At 45.5% G+C, this 18,279-nt stretch carries 19 protein-coding genes; 11 read left to right on the top strand and 8 right to left on the bottom strand.

Translation table 11 applies throughout. The features are described from left to right. Nucleotides 1-327: 327 nt before the first annotated feature. Both NST38_RS06055 and NST38_RS06050 read right to left on the bottom strand, forming a co-directional pair. A complete protein-coding gene (locus NST38_RS06055; protein WP_083684457.1) occupies nucleotides 328-2,067 on the bottom strand; it encodes a methyl-accepting chemotaxis protein in 1,740 nt (579 codons plus the stop codon). A 207-nt stretch (nucleotides 2,068-2,274) separates the two neighbouring features. Further along, nucleotides 2,275-2,826 carry an undecaprenyl-diphosphatase gene (locus NST38_RS06050; RefSeq protein WP_076251333.1) on the bottom strand — a complete coding sequence of 184 codons (552 nt, stop codon included), beginning with the start codon at nucleotides 2,824-2,826 and terminating at the stop codon, nucleotides 2,275-2,277. A 184-nt stretch (nucleotides 2,827-3,010) separates the two neighbouring features. On the opposite strand from NST38_RS06050, the gene NST38_RS06045 reads away from it, so the two are divergent. Together NST38_RS06045 and NST38_RS06040 are read left to right on the top strand one after the other, a co-directional pair. Next, on the top strand, nucleotides 3,011-4,006 hold the full coding sequence (locus NST38_RS06045) for an LCP family protein (protein ID WP_076251331.1): 996 nt from the start codon (nucleotides 3,011-3,013) through the stop codon (nucleotides 4,004-4,006). A gap of 138 nt (nucleotides 4,007-4,144) precedes the next feature. Further along, complete coding sequence (locus tag NST38_RS06040) at nucleotides 4,145-5,398, top strand: acyltransferase (RefSeq protein ID WP_076251328.1); 1,254 nt, start codon at nucleotides 4,145-4,147, stop codon at nucleotides 5,396-5,398. Nucleotides 5,399-5,434: 36 nt separating this feature from the next. Here NST38_RS06040 and NST38_RS06035 read toward each other — a convergent pair whose 3' ends face one another. After that, nucleotides 5,435-6,172, bottom strand: a complete 738-nt coding sequence (locus NST38_RS06035) for a hypothetical protein (RefSeq protein WP_076251327.1) — start codon at nucleotides 6,170-6,172, stop codon at nucleotides 5,435-5,437. A 219-nt stretch (nucleotides 6,173-6,391) separates the two neighbouring features. Here NST38_RS06035 and NST38_RS06030 point away from each other — a divergent pair, with 219 nt between their 5' ends. Together NST38_RS06030 and NST38_RS06025 are read left to right on the top strand one after the other, a co-directional pair. Then, nucleotides 6,392-7,339, top strand: a complete 948-nt coding sequence (locus NST38_RS06030; RefSeq protein ID WP_076251325.1) for a hypothetical protein — start codon at nucleotides 6,392-6,394, stop codon at nucleotides 7,337-7,339. Between the two features lie 54 nt (nucleotides 7,340-7,393). Continuing rightward, entirely contained in the window at nucleotides 7,394-7,636 is a 243-nt protein-coding gene (locus NST38_RS06025) for an NHLP leader peptide family RiPP precursor (protein ID WP_091015589.1), read from the top strand. 78 nt (nucleotides 7,637-7,714) lie between these two features. On the opposite strand, the gene NST38_RS06020 is transcribed toward NST38_RS06025, so the two are convergent. Then, nucleotides 7,715-9,577, bottom strand: coding sequence for a HAMP domain-containing sensor histidine kinase (locus tag NST38_RS06020; protein WP_341343860.1), 1,863 nt, complete (start codon nucleotides 9,575-9,577; stop codon nucleotides 7,715-7,717). Between the two features lie 189 nt (nucleotides 9,578-9,766). Beyond that, nucleotides 9,767-10,048, bottom strand: a complete 282-nt coding sequence (locus tag NST38_RS06015; RefSeq protein ID WP_036611533.1) for a hypothetical protein — start codon at nucleotides 10,046-10,048, stop codon at nucleotides 9,767-9,769. Between the two features lie 144 nt (nucleotides 10,049-10,192). On the opposite strand from NST38_RS06015, the gene NST38_RS06010 reads away from it, so the two are divergent. The 3 genes from NST38_RS06010 to NST38_RS06000 all read left to right on the top strand — a co-directional run bounded on the left by NST38_RS06010 (nucleotide 10,193) and on the right by NST38_RS06000 (nucleotide 11,079). Next, nucleotides 10,193-10,354, top strand: a complete 162-nt coding sequence (locus NST38_RS06010) for a hypothetical protein (protein WP_017690239.1) — start codon at nucleotides 10,193-10,195, stop codon at nucleotides 10,352-10,354. Nucleotides 10,355-10,476: 122 nt separating this feature from the next. Further along, nucleotides 10,477-10,848, top strand: coding sequence for a hypothetical protein (locus tag NST38_RS06005; protein ID WP_036611534.1), 372 nt, complete (start codon nucleotides 10,477-10,479; stop codon nucleotides 10,846-10,848). A gap of 39 nt (nucleotides 10,849-10,887) precedes the next feature. Next, nucleotides 10,888-11,079 (top strand): hypothetical protein, encoded by a 192-nt coding sequence (locus tag NST38_RS06000; RefSeq protein ID WP_036611535.1) that lies wholly within the window; start codon nucleotides 10,888-10,890, stop codon nucleotides 11,077-11,079. 102 nt (nucleotides 11,080-11,181) lie between these two features. Here NST38_RS06000 and NST38_RS05995 read toward each other — a convergent pair whose 3' ends face one another. Then, nucleotides 11,182-12,396 carry an MFS transporter gene (locus tag NST38_RS05995; protein WP_036612104.1) on the bottom strand — a complete coding sequence of 405 codons (1,215 nt, stop codon included), beginning with the start codon at nucleotides 12,394-12,396 and terminating at the stop codon, nucleotides 11,182-11,184. Between the two features lie 256 nt (nucleotides 12,397-12,652). On the opposite strand from NST38_RS05995, the gene NST38_RS05990 reads away from it, so the two are divergent. The 3 genes from NST38_RS05990 to NST38_RS05980 all read left to right on the top strand — a co-directional run bounded on the left by NST38_RS05990 (nucleotide 12,653) and on the right by NST38_RS05980 (nucleotide 15,063). After that, a complete protein-coding gene (locus NST38_RS05990) occupies nucleotides 12,653-13,303 on the top strand; it encodes a peptidylprolyl isomerase (protein WP_076251321.1) in 651 nt (216 codons plus the stop codon). Between the two features lie 493 nt (nucleotides 13,304-13,796). Further along, the gene (locus NST38_RS05985; RefSeq protein WP_076251319.1) at nucleotides 13,797-14,060 is read left to right on the top strand and encodes a YqkE family protein; all 264 of its coding nucleotides are present in this window, start codon (nucleotides 13,797-13,799) and stop codon (nucleotides 14,058-14,060) included. Nucleotides 14,061-14,268: 208 nt separating this feature from the next. After that, nucleotides 14,269-15,063 (top strand): SDR family oxidoreductase, encoded by a 795-nt coding sequence (locus tag NST38_RS05980; RefSeq protein WP_036612094.1) that lies wholly within the window; start codon nucleotides 14,269-14,271, stop codon nucleotides 15,061-15,063. Nucleotides 15,064-15,198: 135 nt separating this feature from the next. On the opposite strand, the gene NST38_RS05975 is transcribed toward NST38_RS05980, so the two are convergent. Then, a complete protein-coding gene (locus NST38_RS05975; protein ID WP_076251317.1) occupies nucleotides 15,199-15,960 on the bottom strand; it encodes a YwaF family protein in 762 nt (253 codons plus the stop codon). Between the two features lie 262 nt (nucleotides 15,961-16,222). Between NST38_RS05975 and NST38_RS05970 the strand changes: the two genes are divergently transcribed. Next, nucleotides 16,223-17,197 (top strand): ring-cleaving dioxygenase, encoded by a 975-nt coding sequence (locus NST38_RS05970; protein WP_076251315.1) that lies wholly within the window; start codon nucleotides 16,223-16,225, stop codon nucleotides 17,195-17,197. 150 nt (nucleotides 17,198-17,347) lie between these two features. On the opposite strand, the gene NST38_RS05965 is transcribed toward NST38_RS05970, so the two are convergent. Next, the gene (locus NST38_RS05965; RefSeq protein ID WP_036612085.1) at nucleotides 17,348-18,055 is read right to left on the bottom strand and encodes a stalk domain-containing protein; all 708 of its coding nucleotides are present in this window, start codon (nucleotides 18,053-18,055) and stop codon (nucleotides 17,348-17,350) included. Nucleotides 18,056-18,279: the final 224 nt, after the last annotated feature.

Below are 18,279 nucleotides of genomic sequence, written 5' to 3'. Positions count from 1 at the left end.
TCCTCTTCATCAATATTCCGTATGCATTACTCTGGACTGCAAGTTTATATCGCTCCTTCCCATGGTGTATTTCAGTGTAAGTTCCACCATTAATTACCATTATAGCCGTTTGTTTCACCAGCTATATAAGCGTTGGTGACTTCTGAAATAACATTGTTGTGACCTGCTCTGCGTCATGTGACAAAAAAAGCTGTTTCTCTAACGCATATGCGCGTTAGAGAAACAGCTTCTCGCCCTTGTTATCATCAGCAGTACAAATCGAATGGCATTCTGACCATCCTGTCAGTATGTTTCTGTACACCCTAGATATCACAGAACATCTCTTAGTTACACTTTGAACTTGTTAATCTGCTCCTGCAGTTCTTCGGCCATTTTGGATAATGAACCTGCGGATGATGCAATCTCTTCCATCGAAGCCAACTGCTGCTGAGTTGCGGCAGATACATTATGAACCCCGCCCGCTGCCTCTCCGGCAATGTTGGAGATTTGACTTACATATCCTACAACCTCAGTTGTACTGGCCGACATTTCCTCTGAACCTGCAGATACTTCCTGGATTTCACCCGCTACTTTGTTGACCGCATCCGAGATCTGCTCGAAGGCTTGTCCTGCCGCAGTAACCATCTCGATTCCTGCTTCTGTCTCACTGCTGTTCACTTTCACTGCCTGAACAGCATGATCCGTATCTTTCTGAATCAATTGAACGAGATCCGTAATTCTTTGCGCAGATGTAGAAGATTCCTCAGCCAACTTACGCACTTCTCCCGCAACTACGGCGAAACCACGTCCGTGCTCTCCTGCTCGTGCGGCTTCAATGGCTGCATTCAGTGCAAGCAGATTGGTCTGCCGGGCAATGTTGTTGATTACCTCGGTAATGGTTCCAATCTCTGCTGAACGTTCCCCCAGCCCTGTAACCAATTCAGTAAGCGAAGCAATGGAATTTCGAACAGAACCCATCTGTTCAACCGCTTGCTGAATAATCATATTTCCTTCGGAAGATTGATTCGCCGCATCTACAGCAGATACGGATACACTCTGAGCAAGCTCGGCAATCTGCTCTGATCCGAGAGCCATCTCATTCATCGCCTGTGAAGAGCGCTTCACAATATCAACTTGATCTGACGTGCCCACGGCCAGTTCCTCAACCGTTTCGGAAATCTGTTCCGAGGCTTGAGTATTCTGCTCTGCACTTGCAAGAAGCTCTTCCGATGAAGCTGCTACCTGTTCGGAAGTCATCGATACCGATTCAATCATGGAGCGCAAATTACCACTCATGGTATTGAAGGAAGCCGCGAGCGTTCCCAATTCGTCTTTGTTCTTGAGCACAATCGTCTCACCCGTCAGATCACCATTGGCAATAGCCATGGCCGCTTCATTCATCTTTTTGATTGGACGTGAGATGATGCTTGCAATGAAGAATGCAATGAACACGGCGATCAGGAATGCAAAAATCGTCACTGCCAAAATCACATTAAATGTATTCTCCGCCAACTCGACAGAATCATTCGTTGCTGCATCCGATCCTTCATTGCCCAAGGTAATTAACTTGGCAAGGGTGTCGTTTGCTGTATACCACATTGGGTAGGCCTCAGTATGAAGTCTGCTTGCTCCCGCATAATCGTTTTTCAGACCCATTTCGATGAATGCGGGCATTTTAGCCAGATATGCATCATAGTTCGTACTGAAATCTTCATTATACAGCTTAAGCGCTGCTTCGTTGCCTACAAAGTACGTTTGCAACTGTTTGCGCTCATCTTCAATCTTGGTAAGAAGCAGCTGTAACGCTTCATTTAACTTGACGTTTTCGTCTTCGTCCTGTTCAACGATAATGGCCAGCGCCAACCGCTCTACATCCGAAACATCACCATTCATCATACCTAGCAGGCTTACACTCGGCATCCAGGTCTGATCCACATCATTGGCTTTACCAGACATATTATGGATCTGTATTAACGCATAAACGCTTACAACAATCAACAGAGCCACGACTATGAGAAAACCAGTCAGTAACTTGCCTCGAATCGTTAACTTCAATATCCCCAACTTATTCCCCCGCGTGTCTTCCATGTGTCCCACTCCTCAAAATAATACATATTTATAATATATCGTCACCTATCGTCGTGAATTGTATATGTTAGAATTCAATTTCTGTAAATTTCATGTAACTTCGAACATAACACAAAAAAAGTCTCCCATCTTTGGCAGAACCAGAGATAAGAGACTTCTTTCAATAAACTAAACTACCAAAACTTCACTAGACATTGCTTTCAAAAGCTAACGAAAAACACGTCGGTGTATGTTAATGAAGAAGTCGGGAATCGACTTGGTATAATTGCGGGTTGTAATCAGAACCACACTAAGCAGACTTCCGAGAATGAATCCTCCCAGAATATCTCCTGGATAATGCACACCAACATATACACGCGACACCCCTGTCAACACAGCGAGTAACAACATCCATGACCCGAAGCGACGTCCAATAAAGAATGAAGCAGCCGCTAGAGCAAATACAAAGGAAGCATGTTTACTTGGAAAAGAAGGATCAGGTACATGGGCAACCAGCTGATGCACAGTCCCTTCTACAAAAGGTCTTGGGTGACCGACCGCTGGTGATATCCCCCATTTGGCCAGAACTAGCGCTACAATGGAAGCCACACAGGCATAAAAAACAATTCGTTGTTTCGATGGATCGCCGAGAAACCATACGATAACGAGCAGTGCAATCATGACCCAAACCGCATACTCGGATGATGTGATCATAAACCAGTCCAGAAACGGTATTTGGTCTGCAAACTGATTAATCCAATTAAATAGTGATTGATTCATAACTGGCTTTTAATACCCCCATTACACAAAACAAGATTATTTTTTACATAATAAATATACACTAACTATTTGTCAAACATTCCTCACATTGACCGAAGTTACGAAATCAAAGAGGACATTTTGCTTTCTTTTTGTTAAACTAGTTTGGGTTACATATCAGTTCAATCATAGAAAGGTGAAGATTATGCTTAAAAAATGGTTATGGGGTACAGCCCTGACCCTGGCACTTGCGATTACAGGTGTCGTTGTATATTACGGATATTCGATTGTTCATTTTGCCAATAGCATCTCCACGGCTTCCGGGACTTCATCCAACTCGTCCTCTTCCGGCACAGACAGCGATTCAGACACACCAACGACAACGATTCCCAGATGGGAGGGCCAAGAACGGGTGAACATTCTGCTCCTTGGTGGAGACTCAAGAGGCGACGATGCAGGACGCTCGGACTCGGTCATGGTCGCTTCCATTGATCCGGTCACCAAGAAAGCCCATCTATTCTCCGTACTGCGTGATACCTATGTCGCCATTCCCGGGCATGGCAAAAGCAGACTTAATGCAGCCTTTTCCTACGGGGGTGCGGAGCTGACCAAACAAACCGTCAGTGATCTGCTCGGTATTCCCATTCAGCATTATGTCTACACAGACTTTACAGGTTTCATGGCACTCGTTGATGCGGTAGGCGGTATTGAGATCGATGTGGAGAAAGACATGTATTACACCAGTAAAGCAGATAAACATATGTACGACATTGACTTAAAAAAAGGATTGCAGCATATGGACGGCAAAACCGCTCTGCAATATGTTCGGTTCCGGCATGATGCCACCTCGGATTTTACGCGCACCGAACGGCAGCGGATCTTCATGACCGAGCTGGCCAAGAAAATGCAGAGCACTACGTCACTCTTCAAAATCCCGGATATCCTGGAAGCCATCGCTCCCTACATTGAGACAGACCTCAGTCCAACCCAGATGTTAAAACTCGCATCACTCGGCTTCGATATTCATGTGAACGATATCGATCAGCAGCAGATTCCACCGAACAAACTACTCACCAATGAACTGGTCGGCTCAGCTCAGGTACTGGGTGTTGATGTGACCAAACTCCAGTCCTACATTCAGAAACTGTTTGAAGAAGATGCCGCGTCCTCAGAGATTCCATCATCAGAGGAACAGAACTAAAACAAGCATGAGATATATCAATAGAAAAGACGGCCAAAGCCGTCTTTTTTGTACCTATTTTCTCCATTTAATGCAGTCTTAATGTTTAACGGGTACCCTTATATGATGAACTCCGGTTCCTGGAGGGAGGATTACAATGTGAAAAAACCGCGAATAACGGAATGGACCGAACTGCGGGGCATTGCCTTTCTGGCAATCGTCATGCAGCATAGTATCGCTGAGTATATCTATCGCGCTGATATTGAACAACCGGATTCCATTATGCTGACCATGATTTATCATCTGACCCGATTTGGTACGCCAACGTTTGTATTTCTATCGGGTGCAATGTTGTTTTACCATCATCGTAACACCAAACCGGACTATCCTCGCTTCATTCGAAAGCGATTTGGCGATATCTATATGCCGTTTGTCGTATGGACACTGATCTACTGGCTTTCTGTCCGTATCTTCACCCCCGCGTTCTGGCTTGCAGGCATACCGGATTTTCGCAGTCTGATTCGTGAACTGTTTATACCACAGACGGGGTATCATCTCTGGTTTGTTATTATGGTGTTTCAGTTCTATATTCTGTTCCCCCTGTTCTGGACAGGAGCAAAAGCCATTCAGAGACGTATCCAGAACACCTCACGTTTCACGCCCATGCAAGTCATTATCGGACTAATTCTCTTTGCAGCAGTACTATATGCCCTGCTTATGCAATGGTCCTACTATAATATGGGGGGCTGGACAGAATCCATGTCTGAGCCTTGGTCAACGTTGCTGCAATATCGCTCCTATTCATGGGTGATGTACTGGTTTTACTTTTTACTGGGTGCCGTGTGTGCCTGGTCAGTGGATAGCTGGAGGAGTTGGACCACAAAGATCCTGCCATGGACGATCTGTCTGTTTATAGGGATGTATATATGGCTTGGTTACGATGTGCTGCGTGGGTCCGGGGATGTTGTTAATCTGAATATCTCCACCTATCTGAAACCAACCACATTCCTGATCATTATGGCTCAGATGTTTATGATGTATGGTTTCCTTGTACTGATGCGGGGCAAAGATACATGGTTTCAGCGCCTCTTAGCCTGGATTGGCCGTTATTCATTTGGTGGATATCTGGTTCATGCACTGGTGATCTACGCGATCGCTTATGTCACCAGACCGCTTCAACTCAGTGGATGGCATCTGCCTGTAACGTTGCTATCGTTCCTTGTAACCGTTGGTATTGCTCTTGCAATCAGTTGGGCGCTGTCCAAGCTTCCTGGCTCACGTTTCACCGTAGGGTTAATGCGCAAACCACGTTCTGTACCTAATTCATCTGTTAATGCGGATAAGAGAAACTCACCCCAGCCAAGCCCCTCACCTATTCCCGCTCACAGTCGGGGAACGCGTGAGACATTATGAAGCAAGAAGAGCGTCCCCTTATGGAGACGCTCTTCTTTATTTTACTTCGCTCGAAGTTGATCTTCCAGGAACAGGTTCCTGGGGACCCGGGGCTGGATGCACGTTGCCCTTCTGATTCACAAATATCTTCAAATCACCCGTTAATTGTTCCTTCAGCTTGTCCACCAGCTGCGTTTCGCTAATGCCTTTTGCCTGAGCAATCTCAGCCAGGGATTTCCCTCCCTGAAGCTGCTCGTGCAGTTGAGCAGGGGTCACTCCAATAAACCGGGCAATTTCGCCCTTATCTACCATGGAACGTTTGCCATGGTGGGCAAATTCACGCCGCAAATCACGCAGCGGTGTATTAATGACCTTTTTCAACTTGGTATCCATGTCTGCCTTCGTGGCTGCAGCTTGTTCCTTGGTGAGACAACCTTCTTCCACAGCTTGATCCAAACGCTGTGCCAGTGTAGGCTTCAACTTCTGCAATAACTGCTCCTCACTAAGTCCCTTACGCTCTTTCGCAATCTGGGACAACGTCTTGCCAAGTTCCATCTGTTCTTTCAGATCCCGAAGTCCAATCCCAAGCAAGTCTGCCGTCTCACCAATCATGAACAGACCGTGTCCTGCCTGCATGCATGGCTTCGCTGGTTTGCCGGAGGAAGAAGCTTTTGACGCATCATCATGTTGCTCTGCACGAACGGCTGGATCAGCAAATGCCACATGTCCTGTTGCTGCTGTTATAACTACGGCTGCCAATCCGGCTGCCATCCATGTTTTCCATTTCAAATTCATTTTTCTGCCGCCTTTCCGATGTCGAAATCCTGTGCCTTCCTAGTTTGAGCCTAAAATCCACTTTTTTATGCCATAAAATACAAAAAGTCATCATTTTTCTCACAATTGATCACAAAAAATCCTATTTTTTTCAGTTTATTTCCGCTATACTAAATGTAACTTCATGATCTAGTCGAACAGTCCTTAGTCACCTTATCGCAGGAAGGACGATATGTAATAATGCGGAAAGATTGGTTAGATCCGTTTAGATCCGATCTGGAGGTCGTGTTTGCTTCAGCGGAACAACTCGTACGGGAATATCCCGAACCCTTGTCAGGACATGCATTAGAGCAGCTTCGTTCGGTTAATCCGCTGTTACGAGATTCGGGACACAGCTACATCGGGTACATCACTCCACTTTGGATGCAACACTCAGATAAACTACCCCCAGAGAAAGCACACCAATTAAGTACAGCCTGTCTCATCCATATGTTATATTTTCTGAATCAGGACGACGTGATGGATGAACAACCGGAGAATGCCACATTGAAGTTATCTCTTGGTAATCTATATTACATGGATGCACTTCAATCTTACTCGGTATTATTCAATCCTTCCTCCACGTTCTGGGTCTATTTCAGACAATATGTAGTGGATTGGGCCGTGAGTGTTACGGGTGAGCATTCCATTGATTATTTCCAACAGAATCCCTTGTTGATTGCGCAAAAGGCTGCCCCTCTCCTCATTGGAGCTACTGGTGCACTGCTTCTGCTGAATCAGTCCGACCGGATCATCCCGGTGTGTTCTGCCATCAACATCACACTCATGACACTCCAGATGACCGATGACTTCACAGACACTCAACAAGATGCTGTGCATGGAAACTACAACAGCTACCTCTCCCACATATCCGCAGCACTGAATCACAACTATCCAGTTCATCCTTTAAGCGAACGTATACATGACAATGTATACAATACACAACTCATGAACTCTTACGTAGACATTGCTTATCACTATAATCGTACACTAATATCGTCTAACTTAGGAATATCGCATCTTGAGGCGTTTAATTCTTATTTATGCAACACTTTAGTACAAGCTGTTCAGGACATTACACAACGGAAGAAACAGCTCCTCCAAGGTGGGTTTCATCACTGGATTAGCGAGCAACAGTTGGGATTCTGAGCATAAGGACTAAGCTGATTTAGTTTAATTTTAAATATGAAGGGAATGTTGACGATGATGGTATCAGAGAAAACGTTGCATGAGGATATTATTGAAAAGGCTTGGACTGACGAGCACTTCAGACAACAATTGCACTCCAATCCGAAGCAGGCGCTTCGTGAAGCGTTCGGCATCGTAATTCCGGAGCACATTCAGGTACGTACTGTTGAGGAGCAGCAGAATGACTATGTGCTTGTCATACCTCCCAATCCTTCCAAAGTAAATTATGATGTGAATTGCGGACCTTGGAGAAGTTAATTCGGGTGAGCTAATCTTGTAGTGTAAGAAATTAGGGGTAGGAACAAAAAAAAGCCGCTGTATCCTTCTGTGAGTTCGTCAATCGACGAACTCGACAAAAGATACAACCGCTTCTGTTCCTACCCCTTTGGTGCTTGTAAAGCTGATCTGTCCTTGCATCGCTTCAACAATTCGGAATGTCACCATCATGCCGAGGCCTGTGCCTTTGATTTTATTGGAGAAATAAGGCTCGCCCAACCGGGAGAGTGCTTCCTCGTCCATTCCTTCTCCGTTATCCCTGACATGCACCTTAATCATTCCATCCTGCTTGTACGCCCAGATATCAATCTGACCTTGTCCCTGCAGAGCTTCAATACTGTTCTTAATAATATTGATAAAAGCCTGCTTAAACTTCGAGGAATTGCCTCGAATATATAGATCTGGCGGAATGTCAGTGGTGATTTTACCACCTTCCAGATTAGCCATCGGCACAAGAATGCCTTCAATATGATTGAATTCATCCGAGATATTGAGCGAGATAATATGATCAAACTCAGGTTTGGCAAAGGTAAGAAAATCCGTTATGATGCCCGAAGCCCGATCAAGTTCTTCCAGTGCAATTCGCACATACCCCTTATTTTTGTTGTCTTCCTGTTCCGTCATAAGTTGCAAGAACCCTCTTGTCACCTGAAGTGGATTACGTACTTCATGGGCAACGGAAGCGGCCAATTCACTAATAATCTCCATTTTTTCGGATCGCTGCAACTCATTGTTGAACAGCTCCAGTTCCTTGGAATACTCTAGAACTTTAGTATGTTTTTCGGCAAAGCGACTTCCGAGAATGGCAATCAACGAGATCACAAATGCAACCATGGACCATTTCCACCATAACAGATGATACGTCCCACTCCGCTGATAATACCACAACAGTTCAGCCACACTGATCAAGGCAAATGTACCGAATCCCGTTGCAAGCAGCATAGCTTCCCGATTTCGTTGCAGCGCTTTGGCGATGGTACCAACCAACAGGATTGTCAGCAGAATGACCAGCACAATGCCAACCACACGCTGTACGAGCAGATTGTAGAGGATCTCCCATTGCCCACCTGAAGTCACATAGATAAATAGAGAGAACACAGCGATAACTGAATATATGAATAGTATTTTTCGCAGTTTGGTGAAGATTCCATGCAGTCCTGGCCCGATTATCTGTTCAAAAAAATAACATAGCGCTGGCATACCCAGCAGCATCGCCAGATCAAAGACTACGGAATACAGGTCACCATATACCTGATAGAACGTATACAAAAATTGCGAGTACGTGATGATCATCGTGCCGATGGAACCCATCACAATGCATAGCGAGATCCATAATCCCTTATGGAATTTGCCAAGGAAGAACGTACAACTCAGCATCGTAATCGCTGTGAACACAAAGGTCGCGCCCAAAATTACATCAATAAGTCCGTTATGAATATATTTCTCCTGTAACGCGGCATAAGGTCCAACCTGAACAGTACCTTGTATCCCCAGACGGCCTTTTTCATTTTGCGACCATACATAGAGCGTGTCACCTGAATTTTGGCTGGATAAGGGCAGCAACACCGCATTATTATCATAATTGTAATGATAGTTCTCGTAGACCTTGCGGTCTTCCAGATAAACAACAATATGATTGCCTTTAATGTTCTCAAATCGAATGGCTGAACTTTCCTCACTCAACTCAGGGATGGTCAGGCGAGTCCATAAAGAATTCGATCGATCCGTATTGCTATACTCTAACTTATCGCTGCCCTGCTTTTCCCATATCTCGTCTGCTCCCTTAACCTCACTGATGAATCCTTGGTCGTCAACGTTCCCCCATTTTACTTCCCATCCTGTAATGGATACAGGTTGCTGAACCGCTCCTGTAGTTGCAAAGACTATCCCATGTGGCATGCCTAGAATAATCAATACACTCATCCATAAGATGACGATAGCTTTGGGCACATTTTTCATTCACAGCACCTCAAAGTTCTAATTTTCCCTATCTTAGATTCTCTCATTTATCATTCGCCACCGTTTGTCACGTCACCTTCTTGAGATAAAATGAAATTTCACATTTAAGTCGATTTATAGTCTTATTTCCATTTTATTGTTAAAGTTATCCGATTAATCACGCAAGTCTTCGAACTGGTTCACTATCATTTCCCGTTCTTTCTGTTCAACTTGACTGCGAAATTCAAGCCACTGCTCTGTCTCCTCATCATCATAGATGGTCCATATGTCGGAAAAAAGGAAATCCCGCAACTGGACAACTTGCCCGGACCATATACCGCCTACCCAAAACAAACCATCCGGACGACGGATGACGGTACGGGAGAACCCGGGTGTGGACGCCTTTTGCCCGATACGGATGCGTGTGATCATATTACCCAGTGTATACCAGTCCACATGAATCCCTCCCTTACATATTCAAGCTTCATCATAACATAGGCAAAACAGGAAAAGCTGTAAAAACGGTGGCTGCGATTCAATCCTTTGCTCCGGGTGTAATGGTTTCTCAAAGCAAACAAACACGCTAAGGAGATGATTACAATGAATGAGCCCCATCGTACGGTTGAGGTAGAACATAAGGATGTTCAGCATAAATCGGATTCAAGTATGGTCGCTTCCACATTTATTAAATATGCCGCATATATCATTATCTTTTTCGGATTCTTATACTTCTTGGTTAAATATGTATTCCCCAAATTCTAAGGCATTCATATCGTAGCGAACACCCGGAGATAATAACCTGTGCAAGATTACAATACTAGCGCTTTGGGTAACTACGGGGTAAGAAGCATTTGGACAACCGACAATGAAAGGAAGTGTTACTCATGTCTGACAAACCAATTAGTAACGAAGAGAGCGACCGCTATTATGACCGTTATCAGAGGTCCCGCGATATTCCACCAGAGACGGAAGTCCCGGAAGGCGATATGGATACCTTTGATGAAGTTTCCGGCAGACGGATTGTTACGGAAGATTCGGATCTGGCACCCGTAGCCGCAACCGCTGTGGATGAGCCGGAATTGGATTCACGTTTGGCTGAGACACCGCTGGAATCTGTACCGGATGCAGATCTTCTGCAACCGAACAGTCCGGTTGATCCTGCTGCACCCGATCCGGATGCGTTGCATGGTACCGACTTGCTTAATGGTGCTGGTGCGGATGCTAAACCAGAGAACGACATTCCACCGCGACATTAACAGCTGTTATGACATCCTGAATGAGGAGGTGCATACACGATGAAGGAAGATCGCCAAAAGCATGTGCATGAACCGGATAATCTCGTGACCGAACGGGATATTGACCCGGACTTCGGACTGTTCACTGAGGACTCCTTCCCCGAAGCACTTGAGGATGAGGATCAACGTGATGCGGTCGAACATGCCATTCCCAAAGAGAAGGCTTCTCGTAAGCCCTCTTCGGATGACTAACTTATATAGATCCGTAGTAGACTTAAAAAAGATGACGTCTGTAATTTCACAGCGTCATCTTTTTTGTTACCTGTAAGTTCACGTACTCTTGGTGATTTAGCATCATCGCTTAGCGGAAACCTTACTTGCCACTGGCAGTTTGTGATCCAATCCTGACCACTTCGCTACCATCGCAGTGATGATCAATGCCACTCCATTAATAATAAATATCCAGCGTATCGGCAGCCAGCCCCCAAGTACACCACCAATAATCGGTCCCGCCATCGTCCCGATCTGGGCAGCGGATTGATTCAGACTAAAAGCCCTGCCCCGGAAACTTGATGCGGTAGCCTGCACAATCATGGCGTTAATTGCCGGAAATACAGCGGCAAAGAATAAACCATACACAAATCGTAAAATGCCGAATGCGATATATCCTGTTGTAAAGAACTGCAGAAGATTCCCTACAGCCCCACCAACAAGTCCAATGATCAACACTTTACCGTATCCAATCCTTGAACCAATCTTGCCCCAACGCGGTGCCATAATAACTGTTGCTACCCCCACCGCTGAGAAAATAATACCCGAGCTGAGTGAGGCACGATCCGGCTGAACGCCCATCTCCATCACATAGACCGTCAATAATGGCTCCAGAATCATGACGGAGAACGTACATATGCCCATCATGCCAAGCACCGTCATAAACAAACGATTCGCTCTTGCTTCACGAATGTCATCCATGACGTGGGAACGCGCTTTGTTCCGGTTGAAGTTCTCTTCTTTTACCCAGAAGGTTGCGATGATCGCGGAGACTAACACAACAATAGCCGAAAACAAAAATGCATTCCGGTTCCCATAATAATGACTCACCACGCCACCAATTAACGGTCCGATAATACCACCCGTGGCTCCTGCAGTGGACATAATACCAAGTGCATAACCAGTCTTCTCTTCAGGTGTATTCGTACCTACCAGAGCAATCGCTGCTGGAACAAACCCTGCAAGCAGACCCTGAAACAATCGAACAACAATCAGTGAATACGGGTCCTGCACGAAATAATTGATTAAATACAAGACGGCAAGGCTGTATCCCGACCGGATCAGCATGGGCTTGCGTCCGTATTTGTCAGCCAGTGATCCCCAGAACGGAGACACGAGTGCACTCGCAAGAAACGTAATGCCAAATGCCAGTCCTGACCATAACTCCAGGTGATCACGAACCCCCAAGTCAGCACTTAGAAACAGGGGCAGAAATGGAATCGAGATCGAATACGCGGTGCTGCAAAAAAATACACCAATCCACAATATGACCAGATTGCGCTTCCACGAGAAGTTCATATACCCGCACGCCCTTTCCGTTACTGACGCCGGGACTGCCGTGTATTGGAGCGGACGGCACAGACCCGTACGTCACCGATGCGGAAGCATTTTCCTTATTTTACACCCATCATTCCATGAAGGCCATCCCTTGTTCACCACAAACACATGTATTACATTGCCATCCTGTCCACAAAAACGGTATGATAGTTGGGTAAATATCCAAATAGGATTTGGAGAAAATATATAATGCAGAGATGCAAGGAGGAACGTTTTCATGTCTTTACGGTGGAAAAAAAACACAGTGGTTTCGCTGGTTCTCGCGATGCTGCTTATCGTCATTAGTGGTTGTGGACGCCCTTCGAGTGGCGCTACAGAAACACCAGCTCCAGTTGAACCAACGGGTCCCAATCCGGTAGCTACTATTGAAATGGCAGATGGACAGAAGATCGTCATTGAGCTATATCCGGAAATTGCGCCCAATACGGTGAACAACTTTATTTCACTAGCGAATCAGGGTTTCTATGATGGCACAATCTTTCACCGTGTTATTCCAGGTTTCATGATTCAGGGCGGAGATCCAGACGGTAATGGTCGAGGTGGCCCAGGGTATGCCATTAAGGGTGAATTTACATCCAACGGTCACAAAAATCACCTGAATCATACCCGCGGAGTCATTTCCATGGCACGCGGAGATAATTTGGATTCCGCTGGTTCTCAGTTCTTCATCATGTTAGCTGACGCGGATCATCTTGATAATGCCTATGCTTCCTTTGGTAAAGTAACCGAAGGTTTAGAAGTCGTTGATGGTATTGCAGCTCAGAAAATAAGCAAAATCAAGGACAAACCCGATACCGATCAGGTCATGAAAAAAGTTACGGTAGACACCCATGGTCTGGAGTATCCAGAGCCGGTAAAAGTGCCTTAATCAGCAGCTTAGCCAAACAGATGAAACCTCATTTTTATATCTCGTTAATGAGTTAATGAACTGCAAAACAAACAAAAGCTCTGTCCTGTGCGTATCTCGCAAGGCAGAGCTTTATTTATTGATTTTAATGATAACGGTTACATATATGACTTTATAAAAAATGACCTCTTCCGGTATCATCCTCAATACATCCATCCCATCAAACGTAACCAGCCGATAATCGCAATCCATAACGGGCAGCTAAAGGCAACGCCCCATGCAAGCCCTTTCAGTAAACCACGGTTTACTTCCACGAACAACGACTCCTTTCTCCAGGGAATAGTCGCAGTATCGGTAATAGTATATGATTTTATACCCGTTTTCATTCGTCACGCAACCCTCGTTTTCCTGCTTTTGTTCCGCAGATTCATGGAATGCTTTACGGGAACCTGATATACTATGACTACTGTACGATAAATGGAACCTGATTCATGTTTGGAAAGGAGATTTTCCTATGGCAAAATCCAAAAAACGCACTCCTGCTCCCAAAGCAGCAGTAGCACAGGATAAACCCACAACACTGAAGGATCTGCTTAGCAGTGATGTGCTGGAGAAGCTGAAAGCTCAGGCGGATGAGGCAAAGGCTACCGAAGCGGCTCTTAAAGAGCAGGAACGTCAGCAGGCAGAAGAAGCTCGCCAAGCGGAGCAGAAGCGCCGAGATAACGATTTCGAATATTTGCTCAATAACAGTGCAATGGACTGGAAGAAACATAAGTAAACCAGGGCATGACCTGAGGGTGTTTCCTACCATTCACATGCCAAAATAATATTACAGCAGACAGATCATGAAGATGATCTGCTCACAGAACAGGGCCGCGTTGCGGTCCTGTTCTTTTTGATATATACACATATGATTCACGCGTCTTGAGCCGGGTATGTTAGAAGTAGAGCGTACAACGATAATCTAACTCATGGAGGGATCAGAGATGACAGAACAACGTTTGGAAGGCAAAGTGGCGATTGTAACCGGAGGTGGATCGGGTATTGGTCAGGCTACTGCTATTCGATTCGCCGAACATGGGGCCAAAGTGTACATGCTGGATCGCACACCCGAAAATGCGGAGGAAACCAAGCAGACGATTGAAAAGGCTGGCGGAGAAGCGTATGTGATCGAATGTGATATCTCCAAACCGGATAATGTGCAGAAGGCAATCAATCAGGCTGCGGCTGAAGCGGGTAAACTGGATATCATATTTGCGAATGCCGGCATTAACGGAACGATGGCCCCGATTGAAACGATGGAAATTGAGGACTGGGACCAGACGATGGAGATCAATATGCGCGGAACCTTCGCAACCGTCAAATATGCTATTCCTCATCTGAAAGAACATGGCGGCAGCATCATTATCACTAGTTCCATCAACGGTAACCGGGTCTTCTCAGGGATTGGTTTCTCTGCATACGCTTCCAGCAAAGCGGGACAAACTGCATTTACCAAGATGGCTGCACTGGAGCTGGCTCGTTATAAGATCCGTGTAAATGCCGTTTGCCCGGGAGCCATCGATACCAACATTGATGATAACACCTACCCGTCGGATGATCTGAAAGAAGTACAGATTCCTGTTGAATTCCCTGAGGGTCACGAACATCCGCTCAAGGGCGAACCTGGAACGTCGAAGCAAGTGGCGAACCTCGTTCTGTTCCTCGCTTCCGATGAAGCCTCTCATGTTACAGGTACACGAATCTACGTGGATGGTGCGGAATCTCTGCTCCGTGGATAAACATATAAAAGCTGGCCCCATTCAGGGACAACGCCCAAACATCCCGCAAGCGACCTGATCCAGTCAGGTTACTGCGGGATATTTTATTTATAAAGAGTTTATAATACGGCGCAGACGCAACTACAAGGATTATCCCTATACCGCGGAGCTTTTACCTTTTTTCACACGATGCTTCAACCGATCTGGAATGGCAAAGAGCAAAATGTACATTAGCGAGAACAAAACTAGCGCAAGTATCTCTTCCCCAAGGATGTACATGGGATACGGACCTAGCATATCCAGCACCGAGGGTGTACTCGGCTTGTGTCTCAAAAACATATAATTCGCGTCAAGCATGACATCTACAATGTATACAATTAGTGCTGCCACATTCACAAATATCATCGAACCTGCTACAGATCTCCAGCTAGGTCGCAGCTGTTCTACCCAGGTCATGTAGAGTAAAGCCAGAATAATGCAGGCATGAGCAACGAAAAATTGAATAAATCGAAAATGTGCATAACCATAACCCAGATTAGGAGTCAGGATCGCCATAAGGGCTCCGGCAATGCCTGCAAACAGCAGTGCAGTATGCAACAGTCGACTGCGTGTCAGTAGTAACAACGCCGATAATAGCAGAGACAGACTGCATAGTTCGAGTGGCAGTGACGTCTGCAGGCTCCATATCCCTCCATACACATACCAGAGCTGCAGCACGATTTCGGAGGCAAACATGATACAAGCCAGAACAATCCGCAGTATGCGGCGTGCCCTCTCTGACCATGATCGAAGATGGTGTCGAAGCAAAAACATCAGTACAATCAATGCTGTAATTACGCTAATTGAAACGATATGTGAAGTGGAGAACAGGATAAACGGCTCTGCATCATAAGGGTCCAGCCATGGTGGATACGCCATGCATCTCTTCTCTCCTTTACAAGGATTTCACCAACAGTATCTCTCTTTAATGTTAACTTTTTCATTTTGCCATTGAATGAAAGTGCTGTCCAGTTGGAATTCTAAATAAGCATTGTAATTTAAATATCTTTATGTTAAGATAAATTCAGAACCAAAACAAACGAAAAGTTAGTAACTTTCTTAATCGAAATACAATATACCGCACTTAACAAACGTTCAACTGAACATTTACACTATCCCATTTCATCTAGGAGGAATTATTATGCAAATCAAAGGACTTCACCACGTATCCGCTCTAACAGCACATGCCGATCAGAACTATCGTTTCTACACCAACATCATGGGTCTGCGCCTCATTAAAAAAACAGTCAACCAGGATGACGTGTCCGTCTACCATCTCTTCTATGGCGATGAGAAAGGCAATCCGGGTACCGAACTTACCTTCTTCGAGATTCCGATGGCCGGACAGACTCGTGAAGGCGTGAACAGTATATCTGGCACGTCACTGCGCGTTCCAAGTGATGCAGCACTGACTTACTGGCAGCAGCGTTTTGACGAATTCGAAGTCCCACATGGAGAGATTGTTGAACGGGGTGGTCGTGCCACGCTCTCGTTCACAGACTTTGAAGGTCAACGTCTGATTCTGGTCTCGGATGAAAACAATACAGGTGTCGCTGGTGGTAAACCATGGGATCAGAGCCCTGTGCCTGCCGAGTATGGCATTGTAGGTCTTGGCCCTATCCATCTTACGGTAAAAGATGCTTCCCTTACCGCTCCGGTTCTTACCGAACTGCTCGGTTTCAGAGCTAAAGGAAGTTATCCTGCCTTTACTCCAGGTCAACCTGATGTACTCGTTTTTGAATCCGGTGAAGGTGGCAGCGGCTCCGAGGTGCATGTTGAGGAACGGAATGACCTTGCCCAAGAGCGTCCTGGACGTGGTAGCGTACACCACGTTGCGTTCCGTGTGGATAACGAAGAAGAACTGAAACAGTGGGTGGAACGGGTTCGTAACTTCCAATTCCCTAACTCCGGTTTTGTAGATCGCTTCTACTTCCGCTCCCTATATTTCCGTGAAGCAAACGGGATTCTGTTCGAACTTGCAACCGATGGTCCGGGATTTGATACAGACGAAGAATTGGAGCATCTGGGTGAATCGCTTGCTTTGCCTCCATTCCTTGAAGGTCGCCGCGCCGAGATTGAAGCCAATCTCAAACCGCTGGATACCGTCATTCGTTAATATTCGTAACAAAAAGAAAATAAAAAACGATGTTCACCAGGCAGCTCTGAATACCGGATACGGTTCAGGAATCGCCTACTGAATCATCGTTTTTTTATGTTTATGCTTGCCTTGCCCCTTCTGTAAGGTCGCAAACTTGCAGATTGTGTTTTACTTCGTCAGATACGATGTTGTGAGCGGTACAAACAGAGCTGAACCCGGATCTTCAGATACAATCTCTACATAGACAGCGTCTGTACCTTTAACATCCACATCTAGACTCATCATACCGCTTTCTGGAGTGATATTGAACTTTTTGAGTGTCGCGAGATCCTGATCATAGATATGAATCTCCTGATTTCCTTTCAGCGCGGCAAGTTCCAAGTGCAGAGAAGAATACTTTTTACCCGTATTAATCTGGATATCATCCCCCTGTTTCGTAGGATCATTATGCAGATAAACATCCTTGTAATCCTTGCCTTTATATGTGGTATCCTTAGGATCTTTGGTGTGCCAAGCGGTAGATCCCAGTACGGATGTTCCAAGTGCACTCAGCGTTACTTTTCCGTTGGTTACGGGCGCAGATCCATTCGTTCCGCCAATCAGGACGGATGAAGTTGCACTGTCATAAGTGATCTCTGTCCCAAGCAAAGATCCCACAGCACGCACAGGCAAATAAGTCGTTCCGTTGTAAGTGATAGGCAACACTGTTTTACCATTGGCATCTTTGGCTGTCACCGTGGCACCATTCATTTTTAGCGTAATCTTGCTGTTCAGATAGGCTTTAATCTGTTCCAGTCCTGTTGCTGCGAGTGCACCTGTTCCGATCCCAATTGTTAATGTGCCTACCATCAAACCCAGTACAACTTTTTTCTTCATCAAAATCCCTCCTGAATGTTAAAATGATTTGTCCTTTATACATTTAAACGACTAAAGTGATAATGTCAATTGTTTACTGCATTTTTAGTACACATTGCCTATTTCAGGGCAGCACAAAACGAGGCTGTATGTCCCCATTTTTTTTTCAGCCTCGCCCTGTTTCCCACTGTCCGTATACGGAGTAAGGAAGATATTCTTGTCAGATGTTCACTTAACTTGACACT

Origin of the sequence: Paenibacillus sp. FSL H8-0104, from assembly GCF_038050215.1 — a bacterium.
Classification (GTDB): domain Bacteria; phylum Bacillota; class Bacilli; order Paenibacillales; family Paenibacillaceae; genus Paenibacillus; species Paenibacillus amylolyticus.
The sequence above is the reverse complement of the archived record's forward strand: the minus strand, read 5'-3'. Positions and strand labels throughout refer to the sequence as shown.

Coding starts and splice junctions, on each gene's coding strand:
- NST38_RS05995 (WP_036612104.1), bottom strand. CDS start 12,396: ATGAACTTCTCGTGGAAGCGCAATCTGGTCATATTGTGGATTGGTGTA.
- NST38_RS06050 (WP_076251333.1), bottom strand. CDS start 2,826: ATGAATCAATCACTATTTAATTGGATTAATCAGTTTGCAGACCAAATA.
- NST38_RS06045 (WP_076251331.1), top strand. CDS start 3,011: ATGCTTAAAAAATGGTTATGGGGTACAGCCCTGACCCTGGCACTTGCG.
- NST38_RS06005 (WP_036611534.1), top strand. CDS start 10,477: ATGTCTGACAAACCAATTAGTAACGAAGAGAGCGACCGCTATTATGAC.
- NST38_RS06025 (WP_091015589.1), top strand. CDS start 7,394: ATGATGGTATCAGAGAAAACGTTGCATGAGGATATTATTGAAAAGGCT.
- NST38_RS05985 (WP_076251319.1), top strand. CDS start 13,797: ATGGCAAAATCCAAAAAACGCACTCCTGCTCCCAAAGCAGCAGTAGCA.
- NST38_RS05975 (WP_076251317.1), bottom strand. CDS start 15,960: ATGGCGTATCCACCATGGCTGGACCCTTATGATGCAGAGCCGTTTATC.
- NST38_RS06020 (WP_341343860.1), bottom strand. CDS start 9,577: ATGAGTGTATTGATTATTCTAGGCATGCCACATGGGATAGTCTTTGCA.
- NST38_RS05970 (WP_076251315.1), top strand. CDS start 16,223: ATGCAAATCAAAGGACTTCACCACGTATCCGCTCTAACAGCACATGCC.
- NST38_RS06010 (WP_017690239.1), top strand. CDS start 10,193: ATGAATGAGCCCCATCGTACGGTTGAGGTAGAACATAAGGATGTTCAG.
- NST38_RS06030 (WP_076251325.1), top strand. CDS start 6,392: ATGCGGAAAGATTGGTTAGATCCGTTTAGATCCGATCTGGAGGTCGTG.
- NST38_RS05965 (WP_036612085.1), bottom strand. CDS start 18,055: ATGAAGAAAAAAGTTGTACTGGGTTTGATGGTAGGCACATTAACAATT.
- NST38_RS06000 (WP_036611535.1), top strand. CDS start 10,888: ATGAAGGAAGATCGCCAAAAGCATGTGCATGAACCGGATAATCTCGTG.
- NST38_RS05990 (WP_076251321.1), top strand. CDS start 12,653: ATGTCTTTACGGTGGAAAAAAAACACAGTGGTTTCGCTGGTTCTCGCG.
- NST38_RS06035 (WP_076251327.1), bottom strand. CDS start 6,172: ATGAATTTGAAATGGAAAACATGGATGGCAGCCGGATTGGCAGCCGTA.
- NST38_RS05980 (WP_036612094.1), top strand. CDS start 14,269: ATGACAGAACAACGTTTGGAAGGCAAAGTGGCGATTGTAACCGGAGGT.
- NST38_RS06055 (WP_083684457.1), bottom strand. CDS start 2,067: ATGGAAGACACGCGGGGGAATAAGTTGGGGATATTGAAGTTAACGATT.